The organism is Streptomyces sp. NPDC051976 (assembly GCF_040680795.1).
GTDB lineage: Bacteria > Actinomycetota > Actinomycetes > Streptomycetales > Streptomycetaceae > Actinacidiphila.
This window is the reverse complement of record NZ_JBFAXL010000015.1, coordinates 140215-164069: the sequence shown is the minus strand read 5'-3', so window position 1 is coordinate 164069 and position 23855 is coordinate 140215. Positions and strand designations below refer to the sequence as shown.

Genomic DNA, 23855 nt, shown 5'->3' with positions numbered 1-23855 from the left:
GGCGACCGGTCGGGGGCGGCAGCCCCCCCGCGCGGGGTGACTCCGGCCGCACGCCATCGGGACGTTGGCGTCAGGTGCGTCAGCGGGTCAGGAGAGCGTGCAACTGATCGAGCCGATGGGGAGGTTGTTGCCGGTCGAGTTGGCTGTGAAGCCGAAGGTGGTCGAAGCGCCGCCCGGTGGGATCGTGCCGTTGTAGGCGGCGTTGCTGACGCTGACGGTGCCGCCGCTACTGGACTGGATGCCGTTCCACAGGTTGGTGATCTGCGTTCCGGTACCAGGTGTCCAGGTCACCTTCCACTGGCTCGACGGCGTGGTGCCGTGGTTCATCACCGTGACCTGTCCCTGAAAGCCGCCGCTCCAGGCGTTGGACACCTCGTACAGCGCCATGCAGGAGCCGGGGTCGGTGCCGCCGGTCGTCCCACCGGACGTGGTCCCGGAGGTCGTCCCACCGGTTGTGGTCCCGCCGGTGGTGGTGCCTCCTGTGGTCGTCCCGCCGGTGGTGGTGCCTCCCGTGGTGGTCCCGCCGTTGTGGATGCCGGTCACCTCGCCGTGGCCGCCGTCGAAGGCGATGTCGGAGCAGGAGAAGAAGTTCTCGTTGCTGTCCGAGCGGACCCACTGAATGAAGATCATCGCGTTACCCGAGCGGTTCGCGGGGAGCGCCTGGTCCCAGTAGTAGTGGCCGCCGTCGGTTCCCGGCGATCCCACCGCGGGCGGGTTGGTGCTGCTCCCGATCTGTTCCAGGTCCGCCCAGGCCAACGGGGTGGTGGGGGACCAGCCCTGCTTGGTCACGTACACCCGGAAAGTGCCCGGGTGCGCGGCCCAGTTGCTGTACTGCAGCTGGATCGAGGAACCGGAGGTCAAGTGCGTCCGGGGCCAGTCGTCACGCGCCGCGTTGTAGGCGGCGAAGTCGTACGGCGACTTGTTGCCCGCGCTGCAGAGCGTCCCGTCGGGCACGTAACCCTGGCCGCGACCGGCCGCGTTGGAGTCGAGGACCGCGAACCAGTTGTACAGGGACGTCGATCCGCTCTGTGCGAGCGCCGCGGCGCAGGCGGGGTTGGTCGGGGTGAGCGCACCCGTGGCGCTCAGGGCGTCCTCGTAGCACAGGTACGTACGCGAGCCGGGCATCATCGCGACGCCGTGCGCCTGCGCGGAGCTCTGGCCGAGAAGGACGATGCCGAAGGCGGAGAGCAGCAGGGCGAGAGCGGCGGATAAGGACAGTTTCCAGTTTCTCTTCACTGTGGTGACCTTTCCGGGAACCTCCCCGGGGCCGTGGCTCACCGCCGCCGGGCCGCCGGGGCGGCGTGGGGGGAGGAGACGACCCGAGTGTGGGAGCGCTCCCATTCGGTGAACCTAACAGTGGATCAAAATCCTGTAAATACCGGCGGCGAGGCCATCCACGGCGTTGCCTCGGTGCTCCGGAGTGACGCCTGCGTTGACAGCGGGCAGTTGAGGCGCTGTGATGATGGGAGCGCTCCCACATTCCCGAAGCACCCCCCACGCACGCTTCCGGAGGAGGCCGTCCATGCCTGCTCGCGCTGTTCGCTCTCGCGCGTCTCGACTACCTCGATTACTCCGCGGCCCCTGGGCGGCGGTCACGGCCGCTGCCGCACTGGCCGTTTCGCTCCTCGTCGCGCTGCCCACCAGTGGCTTCGGCGCGACGACGTCCGGATGCCGCGTCGACTACACCGTGAACGAGTGGACCGGCGGCTACACCGCCCAGGTGCACGTGACCAACCTCGGTACGGCGCTGAGCGGTTGGCAACTGACGTGGACGTACGCCGGAGACCAGCAGGTCACCTCCGCCTGGAACGCGACCGTCAGCCAGAGCGGCCGTTCCGTGACCGCGGTCAACGCCTCGTACAACGGCGCGGTGGTCGGCGGCGGCACCGTCGACTTCGGCCTCCAGGGCACCCTGCGGTCGGGCGGCCCTCAACCGGTCGACTTCGCCCTCAACGGCGCGTCCTGCGGCGACGGGAGCACTGTGCCGCCGACGACACCGCCGACGACTCCTCCCACCACGCCGCCGACCACGCCGCCGACCACTCCTCCCACCACATCGCCGCCCACCGGCTGCGGCAACGCCACCATATGCACCGGCTTCGAGGACCAGGCCGGTCCCGCCCCGTCCGGGGACTGGCGGTTCACCGCGCCCGACTGCCAGGGCACGGGAACGGCCGCCATTGACACGGCGGTCGCCCACAGCGGCTCGAAGTCCCTGCGGGTGAACGGGCAGGCGGGCTACTGCAACCACGCTTTCGTCGCCTCCACCGCGGACCTCTCGTCGGTCGGCCCGGTGCTCTACGTCCGCATGTGGGTGCGGCACACCACCGCCCTCCCCGCCGCGCACGTCACCTTCGTCTCCATGCCGGACTCCTCCCAGGGCGGCCGGGCGCTGCGCGTCGGCGGCCAGAACGGCGCCCTCCAGTGGAACCGGGAGAGCGATGACGCCACGCTCCCGGCGCAGAGCCCGGCCGGGGTGTCGCTGAGCAGCCCGCTGCCGACGCTCGTATGGCAGTGCCTGCGGTTCGCCGTCGACACCTCGGCGCCGAACCTCGACACCTGGCTCGACGACAGGCAGATACCAGGACTGCACGCGGACGGCGTACCGACGCCGGACATCGACCAGCAGTGGCTCTCGCGCACCACGCCGCCGAGGCCGACGGCTCTGCGACTGGGCTGGGAGAGCTACGGGACCGGCGACGACACCCTGTGGTTCGACGACGTGGCGGTCGCCTCCTCACCGCTCGGCTGCTGAAGCCGCGACAGCGCCACGGCGCGCGGGGATTGACAACCCGTCATTCCGAGGGAGAAATTTGGGAGCGCTCCCACGCGCTCTCCGAAGCCCTACGCACGCCCCCCCACGTCCCGCCTCTCGAAGGTGAGAACTTCCGTGCGATCGACCCGTCCCACCACCATGCCCTGGCGCCGACGCCTCGCCGCCGGAGCCTCGGCGGCCGCACTGTCCGCCGCCCTGCTCGCGGCCGGCGGCGCCGCCCACGCCGACACCTCGCCGCCCTCCGGCGTCGACGTGACCGTCAACGCCAATGAGGGCCAGGGCACGATCCCCACCACCGGCTACGGCCTCAACAGTGCGGTCTGGGACTCCCAGATGAACGCACCCGAGGTGCAGGACCTGATCAAGGCGGCCAGTGTCGGTGTGCTGCGCTACCCCGGCGGCAGCTACGGCGACATCTACCACTGGCAGACCAACACGGCCCCCGGCGGCTACGTCGCCCCGGGCACCGACTTCGACTCCTTCATGGGCACCGTCAAGAAGACCGGCGCCCAGCCCATGCTCATCGCGAACTACGGCTCCGGCACCCCGCAGGAGGCCGCCGACTGGGTGCGCTACGCCAACATCACCAAGGGGTACGGCGCCAAGTTCTGGGAGGTGGGCAACGAGCTGTACGGCAACGGCCATTACGGCTCGGGCTGGGAGACCGACCAGCACGCCGACACCTCGCCGACCGCGTATGCGCGGGGCGTGCTCGACTACGTCTCGGCGATGAAGGCCGTGGACCCCGCCGTCAAGGTCGGTGCCGTTCTGACCATGCCGGGCAACTGGCCCGACGGGGTGATGGCGAGCGGTGAGAGCGCGGACTGGAACCACACGGTCATCCCGATCATCGCGGGCAAAGCCGACTTCGTGATCGTGCACTGGTACCCGAGCGTCTCCGATCCGGTGCACATGCTGGACTCGGTCTCTCAACTGACCGGCGAGCTGGGCCAGTTGCGTGACGAGCTCGACGCGGCGGGCGCGGCGGGGACACCGATCGCGCTGACCGAGGTCAACGGCACCGTCGACCAGGACACCCAGCCCGACGCCCTGTTCGGCGCGGACGCCTACCTGACCGCCCTGGAGCACGGCGTGTTCACCGTGGACTGGTGGAACACCCACAACGGCGCGGGCGCGATCGGCACCGCACCCGACGGCGCCACCGACTACGGTGACGAAGGCGTGCTGTCCAGCGGAGGCTGCACCGGCGCGGTCTGCGAACCTCCCGTCAACACCCCCTTCCCCGCGTACTGGGCGATCCGGATGCTCAGCCAACTCGGAACACCGGGCGACCAGTTGATCGGCGCGGGAAGCACCAGCACTCTGGTGACCGCGCACGCCGTGCACCGGGCCAACGGCGACCTGAGCGTGATGCTGATCAACAAGGACCCGTCCGCGGCGCGGGACGTCACACTGCACTACGCGGGCTTCACCCCGGACACCTCCGCGACGCAGACCGTGTCCACCTACGGCGACGAGGCCACGTCGATCGCCACCTCCACCTCCGCGTACTCCGACACGCGCACCCTGCCGCCGTACTCGATCACCACGGTCACCCTGCATCCGCGGGCGGGTACGGCGTCCGCGCTGACGGCGCCCGGCAGCCCGCGGGTGACGGCGGCGACCGACACGACCGCCACGGTGAGCTGGACCCCCGCCACGGGCGGCACGGTCACCCGGTACGAGGTCTACCGCCAGGTCGGCACGGTCAGCGAACTGCTCGGCAGCTCCACCGGCACCTCGCTCACCGTGCCCAACCTGACGCCGGGATCCACGTTCACCTGGAACGTGCTGGCCAGGGACGCCGACGGCAAGCTGTCCCGTCCGTCCGACCCGCTCACCGTGCGCACCGGCACCCCGGCCGCGTCCACCTGCCAGGTGTCCTACCAGCTCACCGCCGGCTGGGGCAGCGGCTTCAACGCGAGCGTCACGGTCACCAACACAAGCCCCGCCCCGATCACCGGCTGGACGCTGGCCTTCGACTTCCCCAGCACCGGCCAGTCGGTCGCCGGGTTCTGGAACGGTCATGTCACCCAGAGCGGCCGGACCGTCGTGGCCACCCCGGTGGACTGGAACAGCACCCTCGCCGCGAACGGCGGGAACTCGGCGTCCTTCGGGTTCACGGGCGCCAACACCGGTGCCAACCCGCCGCCGACCGTCTTCACCCTGAACGGCACGGTGTGCAGCACGCGGTGACCGCGATCCTCTTGCGGTGAACGGGGCCCGGTCCGGCGCGTCATGCCGGTCCGGGCCCCGGGGCTTTGGCCTGATGGCCGCCAACCTCCCCAACCACCCCTCAAGTAGTGGATCAGAATCCACGCAGACCCGCCGTCCGGCCGCCGCCGTGTCCAGGCTGGCAAGGCGCCGCCACCACCCTGGACACGGCCGGACATGGCACCACAGTCCGGGCACTCCGCCTCGCGCGTTGTCACCTCCGCTCCGCCCGGGACACGTTGGTTGACATGCCTCCAATCCAGGTGTCACACTTCGGAATTGAAGGTAGAGGTGTGTCCAAAATCCCCTCGGGCACGTCTTCCCGTATTCCCCCCGTATCCGGCCTTTCGGTTCGGATCCACGGGCCGGTGATTGTGGACCATCGGGTCAGGGACGTAGAAGTTCCTTGAAATCCCGGCAACGATCTGGAATGAACCCCACTCCACCGGCATGTGCTGGCCGTCCGCTGTCCACGTGCCGGTGGAACTGCCTTGCTGTGTGCGGCCATTGGAAGCACAGGAACTTCCGCTTGCCCAGCCTGGGCTCGTGACTGGACCCAACGCGCCGCGGAAGCCCGCAGGTACTCCACCCGGCCAACGTCAGCCGCGCGTCGGCTGCGTGGTTTCGGCACTCGTATGCAGCTCCACGGCACTCCTTTTTGCTGTCGGAGAATCAGATAGCCCGACTCTGCTGAATTCCCATTGGTCAAGAATCCGTTGAGGTGAAGCACATGGACAAGCACAACGCGGCGATGGACGTTCCGGGCGGGTGCGGCGACAGCCGCGCGACGTATCTGGACAAGCCGCAGCGGCCGGAAACGCTGGATCTTGCCTTCGAGGAGAACGTGCCCGTCTCGGCGATCGGGACACTGATCGTCAAGGCTCTGCTGGTCACCCATGTGGTGACGCTGCCGCCGTTGATGGTGATCCTTGTGCAGTGGCTGATGGGCGATGACATCAGCACGGCTCTGGTGTTCGTGACCGTTGCGCTTGCGATGTCGGTGTATTCGGCCGTGCTGTTCTACAGCAGGGTCACCGAGCCGGTGGCCGAGTGGCGGGTTCTCCTCGACGAGCGCCGGCACCGTGCGGCTGATGTCTTCCAGCAGATCAACATCACACTGCGGGATCTGCACAGCACGCCGCTCGTTTCTGCCCAGTTGGTGCGTCCTGAGAGCGGCCAGGACGTCCACCACCGGCTGCAGGTGAGCGAAGGACGCTACCGCGCGTACGTGACGGTGTTCTCCCAGGGCTCGGCCCTCTATGTGGGCTGGACCATGTGGAGTTCACGCCGGGGATATCTCCTGCTCGGCCACTTCTTCGGCGGCATGCTGGCCAGCTTCGCCGGGCAGGACGCCGACGAGAAGCCGGTCATACGCGCCGAGCGGCCCAGGGTCATGGTCGAGGCGGTCCAACTGGCTTGTCTCGCGGGTCTGTCCACGGCGGCGGAGGAAGACCGTTCGGTGGCCGGGACTCCCGACTCTCCCGCCGCTCGCACGCTCGTCTGACGGCGAACCGGACGGCGATCCGGGCGGCAACGGGCGCCCGCGCATCCTCGCCGCGAACGGGTCCCGGTCCGGCGCGTCACGCCGGACCGGGACCCGGGGCTTGGGCGCGGACGGCTGCACCTTCGACGCCTCCCCGCGCCAGCGGTTCAAGACCGCGTCCCGACGTCACGTACGGGTCCGCCTCAGGACAGTCTCGCCTCGGGGGCGAAGGCAGGCAGCCTCTCGAGAGAGGTGCGCACGGCCTCGGCGCCGTAGGCGAACATCTGCCGCTCGTAGGCGTCGACCGCGCTGAGCAGATCCTGGCGGCCGGCCTTGGCCTCGATCAGGCAGCGGCGCAGCAGGGCGGCGTCGCGCAGGGCGGTGTTCGCGCCGTTTCCGCCGGTGGGGGAGGTGGCGTGGATCGCGTCGCCGAGCAGGGTGACCGGGCCGGAGGCCCAGCGCTCAGCGGGCTTGACCACCCGGATGGACAGCAGCGCGCTGTTGTCCGGGTCGGCCTGCTCGATCAGCGCGCGCAGGAGCGGGTGCCAACCTTCCATCCGGGACAGCACAGCGTCCTGCGCGGTCAGGTCCTCCGGGGAGCCGTTGGGGGGAAGGATCATGGCCCAGCGGACGTAGTCACCGATGTCCGGCAGCGTGACCTCGGGAGCCAGCTGCTCGGCGGCCTGCTGAGGCGGAGTACGGAAGCGCATCGCGCCGAGCAGCAGGCTGACGCCGTCGCCGGTGATCTTCGAGCCGTATGCCTTGGACAGGCCGGTGAACTCCTCGGTCAGCGGGGTGCGGCCGATGACGAACCGCACGCCGGTGTCGGTCGGGGTGGTGTGCGGCGACAGCACCCCGCGGACGGCTGAGGTGACGCCGTCCGCGCCGACGAGCAGGTCGGCGGTGGCCGGGTCGCGCCGGGCGAAGCGGGCCTGGACGGTGCCGTCGGCCGCCACGTCGTAACCGGTGAGCGCGGCATCGGTGTGCACGGTCAGGCCGGTCAGCAGCAGGTGCCGCAGCACCTGCCGGTCGACGACGATGCCCGTGCGGCCCGCACCCATCCTGCCGACCTCGTTCAGCCGCGGGTCAAAGATCAGCTGCTCGGCGGAGGCGTCCATGACGATCTCGTCCAGCAGCGGGTGCCAGCGTGTGGGCAGGCAGTCGCGCACCGCCTGGAATCCGGTCTCGTCCAGCACGAGCCGGTAGCCCTGGAACCGCGCGACGATCCCCGGGTCGCGCTCGAACACCTCGGCCTCGATCCCGGCACCCCGCAGACCCTGCGCCAGGGCCAGACCTCCCAGACCCGCTCCGACGACGGAAACCCGCATCCCACACCTCCGCGACAACCAGCATCGAACGAACTTAGTTCGTTCTTGACGATCTAAGTTCTACGCAACGAACTTAGTTCGTGTCAAGCTATAGTGGACGGCATGCCCGCCGATCCCCGCCGACACCGCGCCGCCCGCCACGCCCCACCCGCGGCGCAGGCTGCCGCTCAGGCCGCCGCCCCGGCGCCGCGCAAGCAGCCCATCACCGCCGAGCGGATCACCGACGCCGCCCTGGAGGTCATCGCCACGGAAGGCTACGACGCCCTCACGATCCGACGCGTCGCCGCCGTACTCGGCACCGGCCCGTCGTCGCTGTACGCGCACATCGCCACCAAGGACGACATCGACGAGCTGCTGATCGGCAGGCTCTACTCGCAGGTCGTGCTCCCCGCACCGGACCCGGCCGCCTGGCGCGAGCAGTTGCTCGCCGTCTACACGCAGATCCGCGACCTGTACCTGAAATACCCCGGAGTCCCGCGCGCCGCCCTGGCCGTGGTGTCGACCAACCTGGACACGCTACGGGTCGGCGAAGGAATCCTGGCGATCCTCCTCGCCGGTGGCATCGAACCCAGGACCGCCGCATGGGCCCGCGACGCACTGTCCCTCTACGTCTGCGCCTACGCGCTGGAGCAGTCGATGGTCCGGCAACGGCGACGGCGCCAGGACCAGGAATGGGTCCTCGGCCACGAGGAGTTGCTGGACCGCTTCACCGCACTGCCCGCCGAGCGGTTCCCGCACACCCAACGCCATGCCGCCGAGCTGATCTCCGGCACCGGACACGACCGCTTCGAGTTCACCGTGGGCCTCCTGACGAACAGTCTGCGGCCCGCATCCGGCTGACCCGAGTCCCTGAGGCGGTCCCGCGGGTGGACCGCCCGGCAACGGTGTGCAGGCGCTGCCGCGCGGCTGAAAATGCATCCCGCACAGGGGATTACGCACTCTCGTCACAGTGGCTAGGCTCGCCCCGGTACGACATGGGAGCGCTCCCATGCTGCATCCGCGGAATCCGCCCTCACCTTTGAGGGCTCTCTCCCCCCCACGAGAGCACGGAGGACAACTGTGACACCCCCCACCGGCACCCCGCGCCCCGCCCAGGCCGCCGAGGCCCCCGCGCGCGGGTCGCGCCTGCGCAAGGCCACGGCGCTCGGCCTGGCCGCGGGCCTCGCCGCCACCGGTATCGCGCTGAGCACCGAGATGACCGCGGGCGCCGCGGCGCAGGGCAGCCTCCCCGCCGGGACCCAGCTCTACAAGGACCCCAACTCCCAGGTCGTTCGCTGGGTCGCCGCACATCCTGGCGACTCCCGTCAGCCGATCATCGCCCGGCGGATCGCCAGCCAGCCGCAGGCGGTCTGGTTCTCCAACTACAGCCCTTCCACCGTCACCAACGACGTCAAGGCGGTCACCACAGCGGCGGCCGCCGGGGGACAGGTGCCGGTGCTGGCCGTGTACGAGATCCCCAATCGTGACTGCGGAGGCGCCTCCGCCGGGGGTGCGCCGGACCTGGCCTCGTACGACGCCTGGGTGCGCAACTTCGCCGCCGGGCTGGGCAGTGGCCAGTCGATCGTCATCCTGGAACCCGACTCCATCGCCCTGACCACCTGCCTTTCCGCGCAGCAGCAGTCCGACCGGTTCGCCTCTCTCTCCCGGGCGGGTGCCGCAATCCACGCCGCCGCGCCCCACGCCAAGGTCTACATGGACGGCGGCCACTCGGCCTGGAACAGCGCCCCGGAGCAGGCCAGCCGGCTGCGCACCGCGGGCATTCTGACCAGCGCCGACGGCCTCTTCACCAACGTCTCCAACTTCAACACCACAGCGAACGAGGTCAACTTCGCCAAGAACGTGCTGGCCGCGCTGGGCAACCCGGGCAATCTGCACGCCGTGGTGGACACCAGCCGCAACGGCAACGGCCCGGCGGGCGGCGGCGCGTGGTGCGACCCGTCCGGCCGCGCGATCGGCGCCTACCCCACGACCAACACGGGGGATCCGGCGATCGACGCCTTCCTCTGGGTGAAGCCGCCGGGTGAGGCGGACGGTTGCGCCGGACCGGCGGGTACCTTCCTGCCGGACGTGGCCTACGCGCTGGCGTCCGCCGGAGCGTCGGACCCCACCACCCCGCCCCCGACCACAGCTCCTCCCACCACCACCCCGCCCACCACCGCTCCGCCGACCACGGCCCCGCCCACGACCGCCCCGCCCACGACGGCTCCGCCGACGACCGCCCCTCCGACAGGCGCGGCCTGCTCTGTCAGCTACAAGATCGCCAGCGCTTGGAGTGGCGGCTTCACCACGGACGTGACCGTGCGCAACACCGGCAGCGCCGCCGTCAACGGGTGGTCCCTCAAGTGGGCCTTCCCCGGTGACCAGCAGATCACCAGCGCGTGGAACGCCAAGACCACCCAGTCCGGCGCGAACGTGACCGCCACCGACCTGGGCTACAACGCGGCCGTCCCGGTGGGCGGCTCCACCGGCTTCGGCTTCCAGGGGACCGGCTCCAACACCGCCTCACCCACCGCGTTCACCCTCAACGGCACTGTCTGCACCGTGTCCTGACGCGCCACCCGGCTGAAGGCGCCGGCCCGGATCTTCCCCGGCCGGCGCCCGACGGGGCATCGCAGTCCGCTGAACCCTGTTTGCCTCTCCGCGTAGGACGTGGTGTGAGGAGTTGCGGGCCCGGCTAGACGTCGGCGAGTTCGGCGTTGGCCCGCGCCGTGATGACGGTCAGGATGCGGCCCGCGGTTGCCAGTTCGTCGGCGGAGAGCGCGCCGTAGAGCCGTGTGGTCAGCTCTCCGATCGCGCCGCGGATCTCGCGGTTCAGTGCCTGGCCGGTGTCCGTGAGCCGGAGGCGGGACGTGTCGCCGGGGAGGGTCTCCATCAGTTTCGAGTCGGTGAGCTCGGCGATGGTCGCCAGCACCGCCGCGGCGTCGATCTTCAAGGTGCTGGTCATCCTGGTGATCAACTGCTCGCGGTCGACCGCTCCGCCGCTGTCGGCGGTGGCGTTCAGCGCCACGGACTGGTGGAACGTGGTGCCGGTCCGCGCGAGAAGGTGTTCCAGGACAGCGCGGGTCGCGTAGTGGGCCTGGCCGATGACCTGGCCGTTGAGGGTCGGGGTGGTGGACATGTCTACTCCTTGGTCGGCGGTTCCAGTGATACGTCGAGCAGGACGGCCAGTTCGCGGGAGAACGCTTCGGTTCTCTTTCCGTTCAGACCGCCGAGGGGCTCCAAGAGCTGGTCGAGGAGCTGGTGGACGACCGTGATCGCGCGGCTGGTGACCTCACGCCCGTGCGCGGTCAGGGACAGTTGGACCGCTCGTGTGTCGGCGGGGTCGCGGACGCGCTGGATGATGTCGGCGGCCTCCAGGGTGCGGGCCAGCTTCGAGACGTAGAGCGGCTCGAGGCCGGTGTGGTCGGCGAGTTGGCGTTGGCTGGGTCGCTGCCCGGACCGCTCCAGTCCGAGCAGCGACCCCAGGAGTGAGTACTGCGCGTGCGTCAGGCCCAGTGGTGCCAGGGCTCGGTCGACGGCAACCCGCCACTTCATCGACAGGCGCCACACCAGGAAGCCGGGCGTCGCACCCTCGGTTGCTCTGCTCATGTATTTACAGTACATGGCTAGTAAGTACATGGCTACTATTTTTCTCAGAGCGTGCTGCCGCGTGACGAGGGCGGACGGGTTTAGGTAGGCGTGCCGTCCGCCGTGGTGTCCGCGGTGCGCGGTGCGGTGGCCGGTCCGTCGCCCGAGCGCAGGGTGAGGAGGGAGATCTCGCTCGGGGCGAACACGCGGAAGGGCGGGCCCCAGAACCCGGCGCCGCGGCTGGTGTAGAGCTGGGTCCGGGCGCCGTGCAGGCTGAGGCCGTGCACCACCGGCTGGTCGATCCGTACGAGGAAGTTGAACGGCCAGATCTGGCCGCCGTGGGTGTGCCCGGAGACCTGGAGGTCGATGTCGGCGTCAGCGGCGTGCCGGACGTACTTGGGCTGGTGGGCGACGAGCAGCACGGGCCGGTCCGGGTCCGTCCCCGTCAGCGCGCCTTGGAGGTTCGCGCGGTGTCCGGGCAGGCCGGACGACCCCGCGGTCACATCGTCCACGCCCGCGAGGACGAGGGCGTCCCCGCTGCGCTCCACCACGACATGGCGGTTGTGCAACGGCTCCCAGCCCAGCTCCGCCATACGGTCCAGCCAGCCCTGGGCCTCCCCGAAGTACTCGTGATTCCCGGTGACGTAGACCTTCGCGAGCCGTGCGCGGATCGTGCCGAGCGGCGCGGACTGCTCACGGCGCTGGGCGGGGGTGCCGTCGGCGATGTCACCGGCGTGGATCACGATGTCCGCGTCGAGCGCGTTGACGGTCTCGGCCACCCGCGTCGACCAGTCGACCCGGTCGATCGGTCCGAAGTGGGTGTCGGCGAGCACGACGACACGGGTCCCGTCGAGACCGCCGCCGAGCCGGGGGAGAGAGACGTCGAGCCGCTTCACCCGGGGCACCCGCATGGCTTCGTGGTGCCCCCAGGCCAGCAGTCCGGTGGAGACCACCACGACGGCGGCGGCGATGATCCTGGCCCGGTCCGGGCCGCCGGTACCGAGCCCGATCAGCAGGAGATGCACCAGGCCACCCAGCGCCGACCAGGTGAACAGCACCCAGATCATGCCGAGGGTGCTGTCCGCGATACGAGCCGCCCGGTCCGAATGCCGGCGCCCGTGGCCCCTGGCCATCAGGAAGGGGAAGGAGACCAGCCAGCAGGCGAAGACGACCGTGCCGGTCACGAAGACCGGGAACGGCCAGTCGACGCCGGAGGCGAACAGCGTCCACCAGGGCAGGAAGAACAGCGTCGAGAGGACGAGAAGGATCACGCACCCGAACAGCCGCCGACGCAGGGAGGTCCGAGGACGCGGACTCCCGCCCCCCGCCTCGCCCCCCGCCCCGGCTTCGTCCCCGTCTTCCGGCCGCATCGTGTCCGCGGCGCTCTCCGGTTCTCCGACGACCTTCCGGCGATCCGGCTTCGACCGGGTGGATTCACTGCCTGCCACTGCGTCCCCTCACATCCGCTGCCCTACCGTCACTACCCATCATCCGACAGTCGAGGCGCCGACAGGGTGGCAGGCGGGTTACGGCTGGGCGGATCGCCTCCAGCGACTTCCACCGGGTGGATCCGACCCTAGGACGAACCTAGGACGAACCTAGGGCCCGTGAAGCTAATTTCGCCTCGACCACATGAGAAACACGCTCCACAAACTGGGGAGAGTTAAATGTCCACACGCAGCATTGCGCGCCGCGTCGCGGCTGCCGTCGGCTCCGCCGCTGCAATTGCCGCCCTCGTCACCCTTCCCGCCGGCTCCGCGCATGCCGCCAGCTGCAGCAACCCTGTGCAGCTCGGCCCTTCTACAAAGTTGTCGATCTCTGACAACTGGGGCCACAATGCCACTATCGGGTACCTGTACATCGGCTGGTACGCCAACTGTGCGAGTGCATACGCTGAGATCGACTGGAGCGGCGGCTGGCAGAACAGCGTCGACGGCAGCGTGTACTTGAACTGGAACGACCCCGCGCACAACAGCGCGGAGGGCCGTGTCTACTTCCACCCCGGGGGCCCCATCTCCGCGAAGTCCGACAACCTGTACGAAGGCCCGGGGACCAAGTACACCCCCGGTCGGTCCTTCACTGCTGCCACTCAGATCACCGTCGCCACCGGCAACGGCAAGGTGTGCGGGCCTCGCATCCTCGTCGGCAGCACGCACGACTTCTCGGGTGGCGGGGACAGCGGCCCCGGTAACGGCAACTGCAGCGTCTGACCGGCAACAAAGGCCTCTTCCTCAACAAGCGTCGTTGAGGAAGGGGCCTTTTCGCATTTCCGGCCACCGGGCCACCACGCGGGCCGGCCACCCTGGCCTCGCTGCTCGCCCCCAGCTGGAGACTTCCGCCACCGATTCCGCCGGGGGCGATGAGTCGGTGCGGTGCCGCCGGTACGTACAGGTGAGCACCGACAGGTCCTGGCCGCCGAACAGGCCGGGCCGGCCGTCCTCGCCCGCTACCGAAAGGCCGCCCGATGACTGCCCGCTTCATCGCCCTGTACGAGACGCCCGCCGACCCCGCGGCATTCGACCGGCACTACCGCGAAGTCCACATCCCCCTCGCACGCGGCCTCCAGGGGCTGCGCCGGTACACGATCAGCCGCGACGTGGCCGCCCTCCGCGGCGGCGCGCCGTACTACCTGGTCGCTGAGCTGGAGTGGGACACGATGGACGAACTGCATGCCGCCTTCGCCTCACCCAAGGGACGGGCCACCGCCGCCGACGCCGCCCACCTGCAGGAACTCGCCCCGGTCCGCAGCATGATCGTCTCCGGGGGCGAGAGCGTGCTGTAGGCGCTCTCCGGACCAGGGCGGCCCGCGCCGCCGGCCCCGGCGGGAGGCCGGGGCCGGCAGCGATGGTTGGGGTCGTGGCGGGACCGCTACTGGTTCCAGACCTGGAACTCGGAGATCTGGCCCGCGGGCCAGCCGGTGTTGGCGGCGATCAGGACGCGCCAGTAGCGCTGCGAGACCGTCGGGAAGGTGAGCGTGACGGTGTTGTTCGCGGAGGGAGTGAAGGTAAGGGCGCCCGAGGGCTTCACGGTGGTGAAGGTGGTCCCGTCCGTGGAACCGAGGAGCGACAGCGTCTCGTCACGGGCACCCCAGCCCGCGGGCAGTTGGAGCACCACCCGGCCGGCTGCCTGGGCGGAGCCCAGATCGACCTGGACCCACTGGGGGAAGGCGTTGTTGCCGCTCTCCCAGTAGGAGTTCTGATTCCCGTCGGTGACGTTCGAGGACGGGTAGATGTCGGTGTGCGAGGACTCGGCCGTCGGCCTGCCGGCGGCCAGGTTGGTGGCGGCGGCGCTGGTCCCGTCGCCGGACAGGGATACCGTCGTGGGGCTGTTCGAGGCGCTGCCGCTGATCGTCAGGGTGCCGGTCCGGGTGCCGGTGGCGGTGGGGGTGAAGCTGACGCTCACCGTGCACGAGGCGTTCGCGGCCAGGGTGCTGCCGCAGGTGTTGGTCTGGCGGAAATCCCCGGAGGCGGCGATCGAGGAGAGCGACGCGCTGACGGTCCCGGTGTTGGTCACGGTCACTGCGCGAGCGGTGCTGGTGGTGTTCACGTTCTGGCTGCCGAAGGCCAGCGAGGACGGGTTGGCCGACACAGTGGCCGTTCCCCCGGAGCCGGTGGCGAAGGTGAGCTGGTTGATGTTCCAGCCGCCGTTGTCCTCGGCCAGGGTGAGTGTCTGCTGTCCGGCGGGGAGGGCGATCTGGGTGGTGACGGTGGCCCAGTTCTGCCAGCCGCCGGTGGCGGGGATGTCGATGGTGCCGGTCAGGTTGGTGCCGGAGGCGTTCGCCAGGTGGAGGGCGTCGGTGACGGCGCTGGGCGCGGCCAGGCGCAGGGTGAGGGTGTAGGTGCCGGCGGTGGCGGCGTTGACGGTGTACTTGAACCACTGGCCGGTGCTGGTCCAGCCGAGGTCGTGGCCGCCGCCGGTGTCGCTGGTGGTTTCCAGGTCGACGCCGTCGGCGCGGTAACTGTTGCCGGTGCCGTTGACGGAGTTGACGCTGTAGGCGGTGCCCTGGCCGCCGGTGTCGTAGTTCTCCGCCTGCACCGTGCCCGGCACCGCCGCCGCGGTGCCGCCGTAGGGGCCCTCCGGGGTGCTGCCGCCCTGCCAGCTGTTGTTGCTGGTGGTGGCGGTGAAGCCGGAGGAGTTGTTGAGGTAGGGCTGCATCGCGGACCCGAGCCCGGTGACGGTGTTGCCGGTGATGGTGGCCGAGCCGCTGGGCGCGGGGTAGTACGGCGGGGCGATCACGATGCCGCGCCAGGGCGCGGTGACGGTGTTGTTCTGCAGCAGCGTGTTGGTGGAGGTGGAGAAGCCGATGCCGTCGTAGAGCGCGTTGACGACGGTGTTGTTGCTCGCGGTGACGTGGTCGACGACACCGACGTTCTGCCCGTCGCCGCCGTTGCCGATCTGCAGGGCCGGTTGCCCCTGGCTGTAGCCGTTGCCGCCGGAGCGGACGATGGTGTTGCCGCTGACCGTGGCGGTGAGCAGGTCGCTGCCGTTGACCCCGAAGCGTCCCGCGCCCAGGCCGATGTAACGGGCGGTGTCGGCGATGTAGTTGTTCTCGACGTCCTGGTTGCTGCCGCCGTAGATGCCGATGCCCTTGCCGCCCCAGGGCGCGATCACCGTGTTGTGGGTCATCGTGATGTGCGACATCGCGGTGTAGTAGGTCTTGTTGCCGGACGGGTCGGTGTTGTAATTCACCGAGTTGATGGCCATGCCGTCGTCGCCGGTGCCGCGCACGAAGTTGTTGGTGGCGGTGAGGTCGCTGCCGACGGAGTTGCCGAGCGAGACGTTGTTGAGGTTGATGCCGTCGGCCCAGATCGCGGTCAGACGGCAGTTCTCGACGGTGCCCCCGGTGCCGGAGGCCCAGAAGCCGGATTCGGTGTGCTGGCTCCAGATGTCGTTGGCGACCCAGTTGGTGCCGGTGGTGTCCATCGCCCCGCCACCGCCGTCGACCATCTCGCGGCTGGTGGCGTCGGTGTCCAGGTGGAAGTCCTGGACCGTGTCCGAGGTGAGGTTGAACAGGGCGGCCAGCGGGGTGGAGTTGGGCAGCGGGACATCGCGGTAGATCGTGCTGTACCAGGGCCCGGCCCCGGCGATGGTGATGCCCTGGGCGGTCAGCCCCTTGGTGCCTTTGAGGTAGAAGGTTCCGGCGGGTATCCAGAGCGTCTTGGCCTGCGACTCGGCCTGGTTGATGCAGTTCTGGATGGCGGTGGTGCTGTCGGTGGCGGCGGGGTCGGCGGACCCGTTCGTGGGTGTGTTGTCGGCCACCGCGCCGCAGCTGGTGATCGAGATCGAGTTCGCCGGCTGGGCGATCGGCGCGGGCGGGTTCTCCGCGTCCAGGGCGTCGATGTCGTAGAAGGCCGCGGTGTTGGCGGCGTCCTTCCTGAGCATGATCGTGCTGTTGGGGGCGATCGGCGCGCCGGTGACGAAGGTGCGGGACTCGTCGAAGACATCGCGGGGGTTGCCGTCGGCGGGGTTCTGGTCACTGCCGTTGTAGGTGCTGGAGTTCTCGTAGAACCAGCTCTGCTTGGAGTTCAGGTTCAGCGTCTGCCGGAAGACGCCGTCGACGTAGAGGTCGAGCGTGGCGGTGGTGCCGCCGCCGGTCGCCGCGTCGGGGATGCTCTCACGGAGGTTGATCGCGCTGACCGGTCCGCCCGTGGTGTTCGTCCACTGGACGCTCTGGCCGGTGCCGGTCAGGTGCACGTAGGCGTGGCCGGAGGCCTCGACGGCGGCACTGGAGTACTGGCTGGTGGGCGGCGCGGTCAGCGACACGACGGCGGCCCCGCCACCGAGCGTCCCGGCCTCGCCCTCGAAGCTGCTGAACGGCAGCGTCGCCCCCACCCCGGCTGCCGCATGAGCAGCGGGTGCGGTACCGAACGCGACCAGCGCGCAGGCGGGCAGTAAGGCGGCGACGGCCGCGCCGAGCCAGCGGCGGGGCGCGGGGTGCGGATTGCTTCTCATGAGGGGTCCCTTCATCGGCATGAGCGCAGGGGGGAGCCGAAGGCCGACCCGAAACGTAACTTGACGATGAGTCAAGAGCAATACATCGACACCACGACGCAAAAAAAGTTTTGGACATCAAAAATCCAGGACATCCGAGTGCGGCGAGCGAGCGAGCGGGCGCGGTGCGGTAGCGAGGGCGGCCGGGACGTCCTGTCGCGGGCGGCGGCCGCTCAGGCGGCGTGAGGACCCGTGGCCGCGGCGAGGGTGGCGGTGATCGTGTCGCGGAGCCAGCGTTGGGCGGTGTCGTTGTCCAGGCGGGGGTGCCAGGTCATCGCGTAGGTCATCGGGCCGATGTCACGCGGTGCCGGGATGACGGTGGTTCCTGGTGACATGTGCTGGAGCGCGAAGCTCCTTGGCAGGGTTGCCACCAGGGATGTTCCCGCTACCGCGGCGGCTGCCGCCGCGTGGTAGGGCACGGTCACGCTCGCTCGTCTCGGGCTGCCGAGCAGTGCGAGGGTGCGGTCGACGTGCCCCTGCTGTCCGTCGGCGACGTCCACCACGATGTGGGCGCACTCCAGGTAGTCCCGCAGGGATACGGCGGAGCTCCCGGCGAGCGGATGGTGGCCGGCGACCAGGCAGGCGTAGTCCTCCTCGAACAGCACCTGCGAGCGCAGCGGTGGCGGGGCCGAGCCGCCGTGGACGAGCAGGTCCACCATGCCGTGCTCGGCGTCGCTGAAGACGGCGTGGTGCCAGCGTGAGAAGAGCACGGTCGAGCCCGGTGACTGCTCGAACACCCTGGCCAGCAGTGCTCCGCTGAGTACGGAGACCGTGTAGTCGGTTCCGGCCAGGCGGAAGGAGCGTGCCGCTGTCGCCGGGTCGAACGCCTCACCGGCGAAGAGGTGTTCCAGCCGGGGGAGTGTGTGCCGCAGTTCGGCCTGGATCCGTTCGGCGCGGGGGGTGAGCTGGTAGCCACCGGGCCCGCGCACGAGCAGTTCGTCGCCGAGGGTGGCACGCAGGCGCTGGAGGGCCCGGCTCATGGCGGGCTGGCTCATGTGCAGCCGCTCCGCCGCGCGGGAGACGTGCCGCTCCTCGAGCAGCGCGTGCAGCGGCGCCAGCAGATTCAGGTCCACCGATTCTATGCGTGACACGCATACAGCGTATGCGGAAGACGGCATTGCCACATAATCCCTGGTGAAGGAGGCTGGGCGGCATGAGTAGAGAACAGCGCGCAGCGCTCGACAGCCTCCTGCGCAACGGACCGCTCGACGTCGGCGGCGACCACCTGAAGCAGCGTGAGGTCTTCACCCGGATGCTCACCTCCCGGCCGCCGGCCGAGGACGTGGTGCTCACGCCCGGCACGCTCGGCAAGGTCCCCGTACTGGAGGTCGGCATCGACGGTGTCACTCCGAACGGCACGCTGCTGTGGTTCCACGGCGGCTTCTACGTGTTCGGCTCGGCGCGCGCTTCGGCGGGTCTGGCATCCGACCTCGCCCGCCGGACCGGGACGAGGGTCGCGCTGGTGGACTACCGGCTCGCGCCCGAGTGCCCGTACCCGGCCGCACTGGACGACGCCGTGGCCGCCTATCGCGGCCTGCTCGACGAGACCGCGGGCGGCGACCCGGCCAGGGTCGTTGTCGTCGGGGAGTCCGCCGGTGCGGGACTGGCCGCCGCACTGCTCGTGCGTGCGCGTGAGCAGAACCTGCCGATGCCGGCTGCCGGCGTGCTCTTCTCGCCGTATGCGGACCTGACGCTGAGCGGCGAGAGCATGACGACCAAGACCGCGGTCGATCCGGCGTTCACCCCTGACGCCGTGGCGGTCCGGGCCAAGGACTACGTCGGTGCCGCCGACCCCGCGGATCCGCTGATCAGCCCGGTGTTCGCCGGCCTGCGCGGACTGCCGCCGCTGCTGATCCAGGCCGGATCGAACGAGTTGCTGCTCGACGACGCCGTCAGGCTCGCCGCACGCGCGGCCGCGGACGACGTCCAGGTCACCCTTCAGGTCACTCCGGGAGTCCCGCACCTGTTCCAGGCTTTCGCCGCGATGCTCGACGAAGGCGAGACCGCGCTCGGCCAGGCAGCCGATTTCCTGCGCGCGACGCGCGGACCGGGGTGCGGCGCCGATGTGCGGCAGGCGGAGGTGTGAGGGGATGGCATGGGGGGTGCCGTCGCCGGGGGCGGTCAGCCGAAGAGGATGTGGCGCAGTGTCCGGGTGAGGTGGTCGGTGAGCTGGTCGGGCGGCATGGAGGCGAGGGGTTCGGTCCGCGCGATGTACCTGCTGAACGCCACGCCCATCAGCTGCGCCCCTACCAGCGCGACGCGGGTGTCCAGGTCGTCGTCGGGTTCGGTGGAGGCACCCGGTGAGAGGACGGCTCGGTAGACGGCCGTGCTGTGCTCCTGCATCGCGTCCAGGAGGTGGGAAGCGGCCCGCTCGTCGGACGCGGCACTGCGCAGCAGGGTGATCAGCGGGTCGTTGACGGCATCGGTCTCCAACCGGCGTACGAAGGCGTGCGCGATCCGGTCGGGCAACGTCTCCGCGTCCCCGGCCGCGATGCCCTGCAGGTCACGGTTGCCGGGCACCGCCTGCAGGAAGAGCCGTTCCTTGGAGGCGAAGTGACGTGTGATCAGGCCGTGGGTGACTCCTGCCCGGCGCGCGATTTCGCGCAGCGTCGTACGGGCGTAGCCGCGCTCGGCGAAGGTGTGGCGGGCCGCGTCGAGAATGGCCGCCCGGTGTCCCTCCGGGTCCCGTCGCCGCCTGCGTGGCTGCTCGCCGTCCGGCTCTGTGTCGTCCACGGCACCTCCTTCATGTGATCACTGTACGGCGGCCGAAGTCCGTCAGCCGCCGCCTCTGCTACGTTAATATCCAGATGGATATTAACGATCTGAGGGGGAACCTGAAGTGAGCGTCCAAGAGCCGGAATGCGCGGCGGTCCTCGAGACCCGACTGCTGCACAAGATGCACCGGGCGGCGACGTCCCTGCTGGCGCAAGCCGCGCACAGCCCCACCGCGCCGCCTGCTGCGATACAGGAGTTGCGTGACTTCCTGGTGGCAGCGCTGCGGCACCACCACGAGAGCGAGGACGACGTACTCTGGCCGCAGTTGACCGCCGCGGACCCCACGGCAGCCGACGGTCTGGCCGGGCTCCACGCCGAGCACGACGTACTGGACGCCGCGCTTGACGCACTGGCAGGCGCTCCCGTCGAGGACGGCCACGAGCGTCCGATGCTGATCGCCGCGGCGGTGGCGGTACGCGACCTGGTGCACACGCACCTCGACCACGAAGAAGCCGTGCTCTTCCCGGCGTTGGCGGCGCAGATGCCCGACGAGGCCTGGTCGCGGTTCTCCCGGGCCGTGATCGCCTCGGCCCCGCCGGTGGGCGCGCATCTCACCATCGGATTCTTCGAGCAGGTGGGCACCCCCGCCGAACTCGCCGCGGTCACGGCGAACCTGCCGCCCGCCGCCCTGAACCTCCTGCCGGCCATGCGCCAGCAGGCCGAGGCCACTCTCGGTGGCCTGCGGGCCACCGACCACGCAGGGGCCGTGGGCGCATGACCAACTCCCTTGTCGTCGGCGGCAGCGGCGGCCTCGGCAGCGTCATCGCCCAGCACTTCGCGAGCCGCGGTGACGACGTCATCATCACCAGCAGGGACAAGGCGCGCGCCCAAAGCGTCGCCGCCCGGATCGGCCACAGCACCCGCGGACTGGCCCTCGACCTCGCCCGGCCCGAGACGATCAGCGACTCACTGGCGGATGTGACCGGAGTCGACAACCTCGTGATCACGGCTGTCGGCCAGGCGGCCAACACCCTGGCGCAGTTCAGCATCACGGACGCCGTCTCCGCGGTGACCATGAAGCTCGTCGGCTACGCGGAGACGGTCCGCGTACTGCACGACCGGTTCAATCCGCATGCCTCCGTCGTCCTGTTCGGCGGGCTCGCCAAGGAACGCCCCTACCCCGGTTCGACCATCGTCAGCACCTTCAACGCCGGCATCACCGGCCTGGTGAGAACCCTCGCGGTGGAAATCGCCCCGCACCGCGTGAACGCCCTTCACCCGGGCCTCATCGGCGACAGTCCCAAATGGCGCGACGTCCCCAACCCACCGCACTCGGCGCAGACACCCATAGGACGACTGGTGACCATGGCCGAAATCGCCGACGCCACCGACTTCCTGCTCCGCAACACCGGTATCAACGCCCACGACCTGCACATCGACGGCGGCCTGCTGGCCACCTGACCGCAGCCGGTTGCCAGGTGCGCGGCGTTGGGCGCCCGACGGCCCGACGCCGCCGAACAACCGAGGCCGATCAGCATCGTTACCCTGATCCGGTGAGCTCCTTCAGAAGGTCTTCGATCGGCGAACGGCTGCGGGATGTGCGGCGGCGCATGTTCGTAGGACGCGGTGGCGAGGTCGAGTTGTTCCGCTCCGCGCTCCTCGCGCCGGGTGACCCGGTCACCGTGCTGTTCCTGTACGGGCCGGGAGGTATCGGCAAGACCTCGCTGCTGGATGTGCTGGCGGACGTGGCCGCCGAGGACGGGGCCAACGTGGTACGGCTCGATGGCCGTCACGTCCCGCCGACCCCCGGCGCACTGCTGGGGGTGCTCGCGGCAGTCCTGGGCCGGGACGGCGACCCACTGCGCGAACTGGCCGAGTTGCGCCGGCCGGTACTGCTGATCGATACGTACGAACTGCTGGAGTCGCTCGACGAGTGGGTGCGTGACACCTTCCTTCCCGCCCTGCCCGGCGACGCCCTGGTGGTGATCGCCGGGCGCCGGCCGCCGGAAGCGGAGTGGACGGCGGACCCGGCGTGGCGTGAGCTCGTGCGGGTGGTGTCCCTGCGCAACCTCGACCCACGGGACGGGCGAGCGTACCTGGTGGCGCAGAACGTGCCGGAGACACTGCACGAGCGGCTGCTCGCCGTCAGCCACGGGCATCCGTTGACACTGTCCATGCTGGTCGACGGGGTCCGCCGGCGGTTGGCCGCCGGCGGGGACGCGGCAGACGCCGTACCCCGGGGGCTGGGCGATCTGCCTGATCTCGTACGGGTGTTGCTCAAGCGCACCATCGAGGAGGCACCCGGTCCGTGGCACCGGATGGCGCTGGAGGTGTGTGCTCACGCGTACGTCACCACCGAGGAACTGCTGCGCGTGATGCTCGGCGATTCCGGCGTTTCCGCCGCCGAAGCCGCAGAGATGTTCGCCTGGTTGCGCACGCTGTCGTTCGTCGACGAAGGACCGTACGGGCTGTTCCCGCACGACCTGGTCCGCGACGCCCTCGACGCCGACCTGCGATGGCGTGACCCCGACCGCTACGCCGAGTTGCACCACGGTGTGCGTGCGCACCTGTTGGCACGGATCAAGTCCGGGGGAGACGAGCGGGAGAAGCAGCGGTTGCTGGCCGACGCGATCTTTGTGACGTGCTCCCGGACGTCGCTCGCCGTGGAGGTGGCCACCGCGCGGATGGTCGAGGAGTTCATCGACGAACTGCGGGAGGGGGACGGGGCGGCGATCGTCGAGATGACCAGGACGTTGCAGGGCCAGGACCAGGCGGATCTGGTGGCGTACTGGATGCGACGGCAACCACACGCGTTCCGGGTCTTCAGGGACGCGCGGGGAGAGCCGCGCGGCTATGGCGCCTACCTGGAGTTGCACGAGGCCACCGAGGCCGACCTGGCCACCGACCCCGGGGCGGACGCGATGTGGCGGTACGCACAGCGGCACGGGCTGCCGCGAACCGGCGAGCAGGTGATGGCGTGGCGGTTCTTCCTCGACGGTACCCACCATCACCGCTCCTCGCCGTCGGTGACCCTGGCCGCTGTCTGGCACGTACTGGACATCCTCACGCGGGAACGCGTGTCGTGGTCGTTCGTCGGCACCTACACGGACGCCGAGCTGTGGGGACCGACGCTGGCCTATCTCGATTTCTGGCGCGCCGAGGACGCCGACTACGAGATCGGTGGCACGCGGTACGTGGCATTCGCCCACGACTGGCGGCGCACCGGAGTGGGGCAGTGGCTGGAGGTCACCACCGCCCGAGAGCTGGGTGCCGCTGTCCGTCCGGCAAGCGAGGACCTGTCCGAACTGGTGCTCTCGCAGGCGGAGTTCGCCGAAGCCGTCCGGGCCGCCCTGCGCGACCTGCACATACCCGAGCGACTGGCCCGGAACCCGCTCCTTCATTCGCAGGTGCTCCGACGGGAGAGCCGAGACGAGCACGAACCCACCGACGCGCTGCGCGAACTGCTGGGCAGGGCCGCCGACTCGCTGCGCGGGGACCGGCGTCTCCACGGCCTCTACGAGGTTGTCGACCGTACTTTTCTGCGCCCCAGCACCACGCAGGAACGGACTGCCGAGGCCCTGCATCTGTCCTTCAGTACCTACCGGCGGCACAGGGACCGGGCGGTGACCCACATCGTCGAGTGGATGTGGAAGCGCGAGGTCTACGGCCAGGCCCCCGACGTTGAGCACCAGGTGAGCACCGGCTGACCTGGTGAGTGGCCACCGCGCCGACCCATTGTCTACCTCGTCGGGAACGAACCGAGAGGAGGCACGACAGTGCC

Annotated in this window: 19 protein-coding genes; 11 read left to right on the top strand and 8 right to left on the bottom strand. The window is 69.9% G+C overall.

Annotated elements, in window-relative coordinates; genetic code table 11:
- Positions 1 to 87 precede the first annotated feature (87 nt).
- A complete protein-coding gene (locus AB0M29_RS18110; RefSeq protein ID WP_365383599.1) occupies positions 88 to 1236 on the bottom strand; it encodes a lytic polysaccharide monooxygenase in 1149 nt (382 codons plus the stop codon).
- Positions 1237 to 1522: 286 nt separating this feature from the next.
- Between AB0M29_RS18110 and AB0M29_RS18105 the strand changes: the two genes are divergently transcribed.
- The 3 genes from AB0M29_RS18105 to AB0M29_RS18095 all read left to right on the top strand — a co-directional run bounded on the left by AB0M29_RS18105 (position 1523) and on the right by AB0M29_RS18095 (position 6494).
- Complete coding sequence (locus AB0M29_RS18105) at positions 1523 to 2755, top strand: cellulose-binding domain-containing protein (RefSeq protein ID WP_365383597.1); 1233 nt, start codon at positions 1523 to 1525, stop codon at positions 2753 to 2755.
- 135 nt (positions 2756 to 2890) lie between these two features.
- Complete coding sequence (locus tag AB0M29_RS18100; RefSeq protein ID WP_365383595.1) at positions 2891 to 4972, top strand: cellulose binding domain-containing protein; 2082 nt, start codon at positions 2891 to 2893, stop codon at positions 4970 to 4972.
- Between the two features lie 748 nt (positions 4973 to 5720).
- Positions 5721 to 6494, top strand: coding sequence for a hypothetical protein (locus tag AB0M29_RS18095; RefSeq protein ID WP_365383594.1), 774 nt, complete (start codon positions 5721 to 5723; stop codon positions 6492 to 6494).
- Between the two features lie 182 nt (positions 6495 to 6676).
- On the opposite strand, the gene AB0M29_RS18090 is transcribed toward AB0M29_RS18095, so the two are convergent.
- Positions 6677 to 7801 (bottom strand): FAD-dependent monooxygenase, encoded by a 1125-nt coding sequence (locus AB0M29_RS18090; RefSeq protein WP_365383592.1) that lies wholly within the window; start codon positions 7799 to 7801, stop codon positions 6677 to 6679.
- Positions 7802 to 7903: 102 nt separating this feature from the next.
- Between AB0M29_RS18090 and AB0M29_RS18085 the strand changes: the two genes are divergently transcribed.
- Both AB0M29_RS18085 and AB0M29_RS18080 read left to right on the top strand, forming a co-directional pair.
- A complete protein-coding gene (locus AB0M29_RS18085; protein ID WP_365383591.1) occupies positions 7904 to 8641 on the top strand; it encodes a helix-turn-helix domain-containing protein in 738 nt (245 codons plus the stop codon).
- 219 nt (positions 8642 to 8860) lie between these two features.
- Positions 8861 to 10351, top strand: a complete 1491-nt coding sequence (locus tag AB0M29_RS18080) for a glycoside hydrolase family 6 protein (protein WP_365383589.1) — start codon at positions 8861 to 8863, stop codon at positions 10349 to 10351.
- A gap of 124 nt (positions 10352 to 10475) precedes the next feature.
- Here the strand turns inward: AB0M29_RS18080 and AB0M29_RS18075 are convergent, their stop codons facing one another.
- The 3 genes from AB0M29_RS18075 to AB0M29_RS18065 all read right to left on the bottom strand — a co-directional run bounded on the left by AB0M29_RS18075 (position 10476) and on the right by AB0M29_RS18065 (position 12639).
- Complete coding sequence (locus AB0M29_RS18075; protein WP_365383588.1) at positions 10476 to 10919, bottom strand: hypothetical protein; 444 nt, start codon at positions 10917 to 10919, stop codon at positions 10476 to 10478.
- Between the two features lie 2 nt (positions 10920 to 10921).
- Positions 10922 to 11389, bottom strand: coding sequence for a MarR family transcriptional regulator (locus AB0M29_RS18070; protein ID WP_365383586.1), 468 nt, complete (start codon positions 11387 to 11389; stop codon positions 10922 to 10924).
- An 80-nt stretch (positions 11390 to 11469) separates the two neighbouring features.
- Positions 11470 to 12639 carry a metallophosphoesterase gene (locus tag AB0M29_RS18065; RefSeq protein WP_365383585.1) on the bottom strand — a complete coding sequence of 390 codons (1170 nt, stop codon included), beginning with the start codon at positions 12637 to 12639 and terminating at the stop codon, positions 11470 to 11472.
- Between the two features lie 396 nt (positions 12640 to 13035).
- On the opposite strand from AB0M29_RS18065, the gene AB0M29_RS18060 reads away from it, so the two are divergent.
- Both AB0M29_RS18060 and AB0M29_RS18055 read left to right on the top strand, forming a co-directional pair.
- On the top strand, positions 13036 to 13578 hold the full coding sequence (locus AB0M29_RS18060) for a hypothetical protein (protein ID WP_365383583.1): 543 nt from the start codon (positions 13036 to 13038) through the stop codon (positions 13576 to 13578).
- Positions 13579 to 13832: 254 nt separating this feature from the next.
- Positions 13833 to 14150 carry an EthD family reductase gene (locus AB0M29_RS18055; protein ID WP_365383581.1) on the top strand — a complete coding sequence of 106 codons (318 nt, stop codon included), beginning with the start codon at positions 13833 to 13835 and terminating at the stop codon, positions 14148 to 14150.
- An 86-nt stretch (positions 14151 to 14236) separates the two neighbouring features.
- On the opposite strand, the gene AB0M29_RS18050 is transcribed toward AB0M29_RS18055, so the two are convergent.
- Together AB0M29_RS18050 and AB0M29_RS18045 are read right to left on the bottom strand one after the other, a co-directional pair.
- Entirely contained in the window at positions 14237 to 17320 is a 3084-nt protein-coding gene (locus AB0M29_RS18050) for a carbohydrate-binding protein (protein ID WP_365383579.1), read from the bottom strand.
- 212 nt (positions 17321 to 17532) lie between these two features.
- The gene (locus AB0M29_RS18045) at positions 17533 to 18450 is read right to left on the bottom strand and encodes a LysR family transcriptional regulator (RefSeq protein ID WP_365383578.1); all 918 of its coding nucleotides are present in this window, start codon (positions 18448 to 18450) and stop codon (positions 17533 to 17535) included.
- A 62-nt stretch (positions 18451 to 18512) separates the two neighbouring features.
- Between AB0M29_RS18045 and AB0M29_RS18040 the strand changes: the two genes are divergently transcribed.
- Positions 18513 to 19445, top strand: a complete 933-nt coding sequence (locus AB0M29_RS18040; RefSeq protein ID WP_365383576.1) for an alpha/beta hydrolase — start codon at positions 18513 to 18515, stop codon at positions 19443 to 19445.
- Between the two features lie 35 nt (positions 19446 to 19480).
- Here AB0M29_RS18040 and AB0M29_RS18035 read toward each other — a convergent pair whose 3' ends face one another.
- Complete coding sequence (locus AB0M29_RS18035; protein ID WP_365383575.1) at positions 19481 to 20092, bottom strand: TetR family transcriptional regulator; 612 nt, start codon at positions 20090 to 20092, stop codon at positions 19481 to 19483.
- Positions 20093 to 20198: 106 nt separating this feature from the next.
- Between AB0M29_RS18035 and AB0M29_RS18030 the strand changes: the two genes are divergently transcribed.
- From AB0M29_RS18030 to AB0M29_RS18020, 3 genes are all read left to right on the top strand, one after another.
- Positions 20199 to 20852: a hemerythrin domain-containing protein gene (locus AB0M29_RS18030; protein WP_365383574.1), complete on the top strand. Its 654-nt coding sequence runs from the start codon at positions 20199 to 20201 to the stop codon at positions 20850 to 20852.
- Complete coding sequence (locus AB0M29_RS18025) at positions 20849 to 21535, top strand: SDR family oxidoreductase (RefSeq protein ID WP_365383572.1); 687 nt, start codon at positions 20849 to 20851, stop codon at positions 21533 to 21535. Before AB0M29_RS18030 ends, AB0M29_RS18025 begins: the two co-directional genes overlap by 4 nt.
- Positions 21536 to 21627: 92 nt before the next feature.
- Positions 21628 to 23781 carry an ATP-binding protein gene (locus AB0M29_RS18020; protein WP_365383571.1) on the top strand — a complete coding sequence of 718 codons (2154 nt, stop codon included), beginning with the start codon at positions 21628 to 21630 and terminating at the stop codon, positions 23779 to 23781.
- The last annotated feature ends 74 nt before the right edge of the window (positions 23782 to 23855 follow it).

What these genes read in the sequence shown, in the direction of transcription:
- AB0M29_RS18025 (WP_365383572.1), top strand. Translation starts at nt 20,849, where the DNA reads ATGACCAACTCCCTTGTCGTCGGCGGCAGCGGCGGCCTCGGCAGCGTC.
- AB0M29_RS18085 (WP_365383591.1), top strand. Translation starts at nt 7,904, where the DNA reads ATGCCCGCCGATCCCCGCCGACACCGCGCCGCCCGCCACGCCCCACCC.
- AB0M29_RS18105 (WP_365383597.1), top strand. Translation starts at nt 1,523, where the DNA reads ATGCCTGCTCGCGCTGTTCGCTCTCGCGCGTCTCGACTACCTCGATTA.
- AB0M29_RS18095 (WP_365383594.1), top strand. Translation starts at nt 5,721, where the DNA reads ATGGACAAGCACAACGCGGCGATGGACGTTCCGGGCGGGTGCGGCGAC.
- AB0M29_RS18090 (WP_365383592.1), bottom strand. Translation starts at nt 7,801, where the DNA reads ATGCGGGTTTCCGTCGTCGGAGCGGGTCTGGGAGGTCTGGCCCTGGCG.
- AB0M29_RS18040 (WP_365383576.1), top strand. Translation starts at nt 18,513, where the DNA reads ATGAGTAGAGAACAGCGCGCAGCGCTCGACAGCCTCCTGCGCAACGGA.
- AB0M29_RS18060 (WP_365383583.1), top strand. Translation starts at nt 13,036, where the DNA reads ATGTCCACACGCAGCATTGCGCGCCGCGTCGCGGCTGCCGTCGGCTCC.
- AB0M29_RS18055 (WP_365383581.1), top strand. Translation starts at nt 13,833, where the DNA reads ATGACTGCCCGCTTCATCGCCCTGTACGAGACGCCCGCCGACCCCGCG.
- AB0M29_RS18070 (WP_365383586.1), bottom strand. Translation starts at nt 11,389, where the DNA reads ATGAGCAGAGCAACCGAGGGTGCGACGCCCGGCTTCCTGGTGTGGCGC.
- AB0M29_RS18050 (WP_365383579.1), bottom strand. Translation starts at nt 17,320, where the DNA reads ATGAGAAGCAATCCGCACCCCGCGCCCCGCCGCTGGCTCGGCGCGGCC.
- AB0M29_RS18075 (WP_365383588.1), bottom strand. Translation starts at nt 10,919, where the DNA reads ATGTCCACCACCCCGACCCTCAACGGCCAGGTCATCGGCCAGGCCCAC.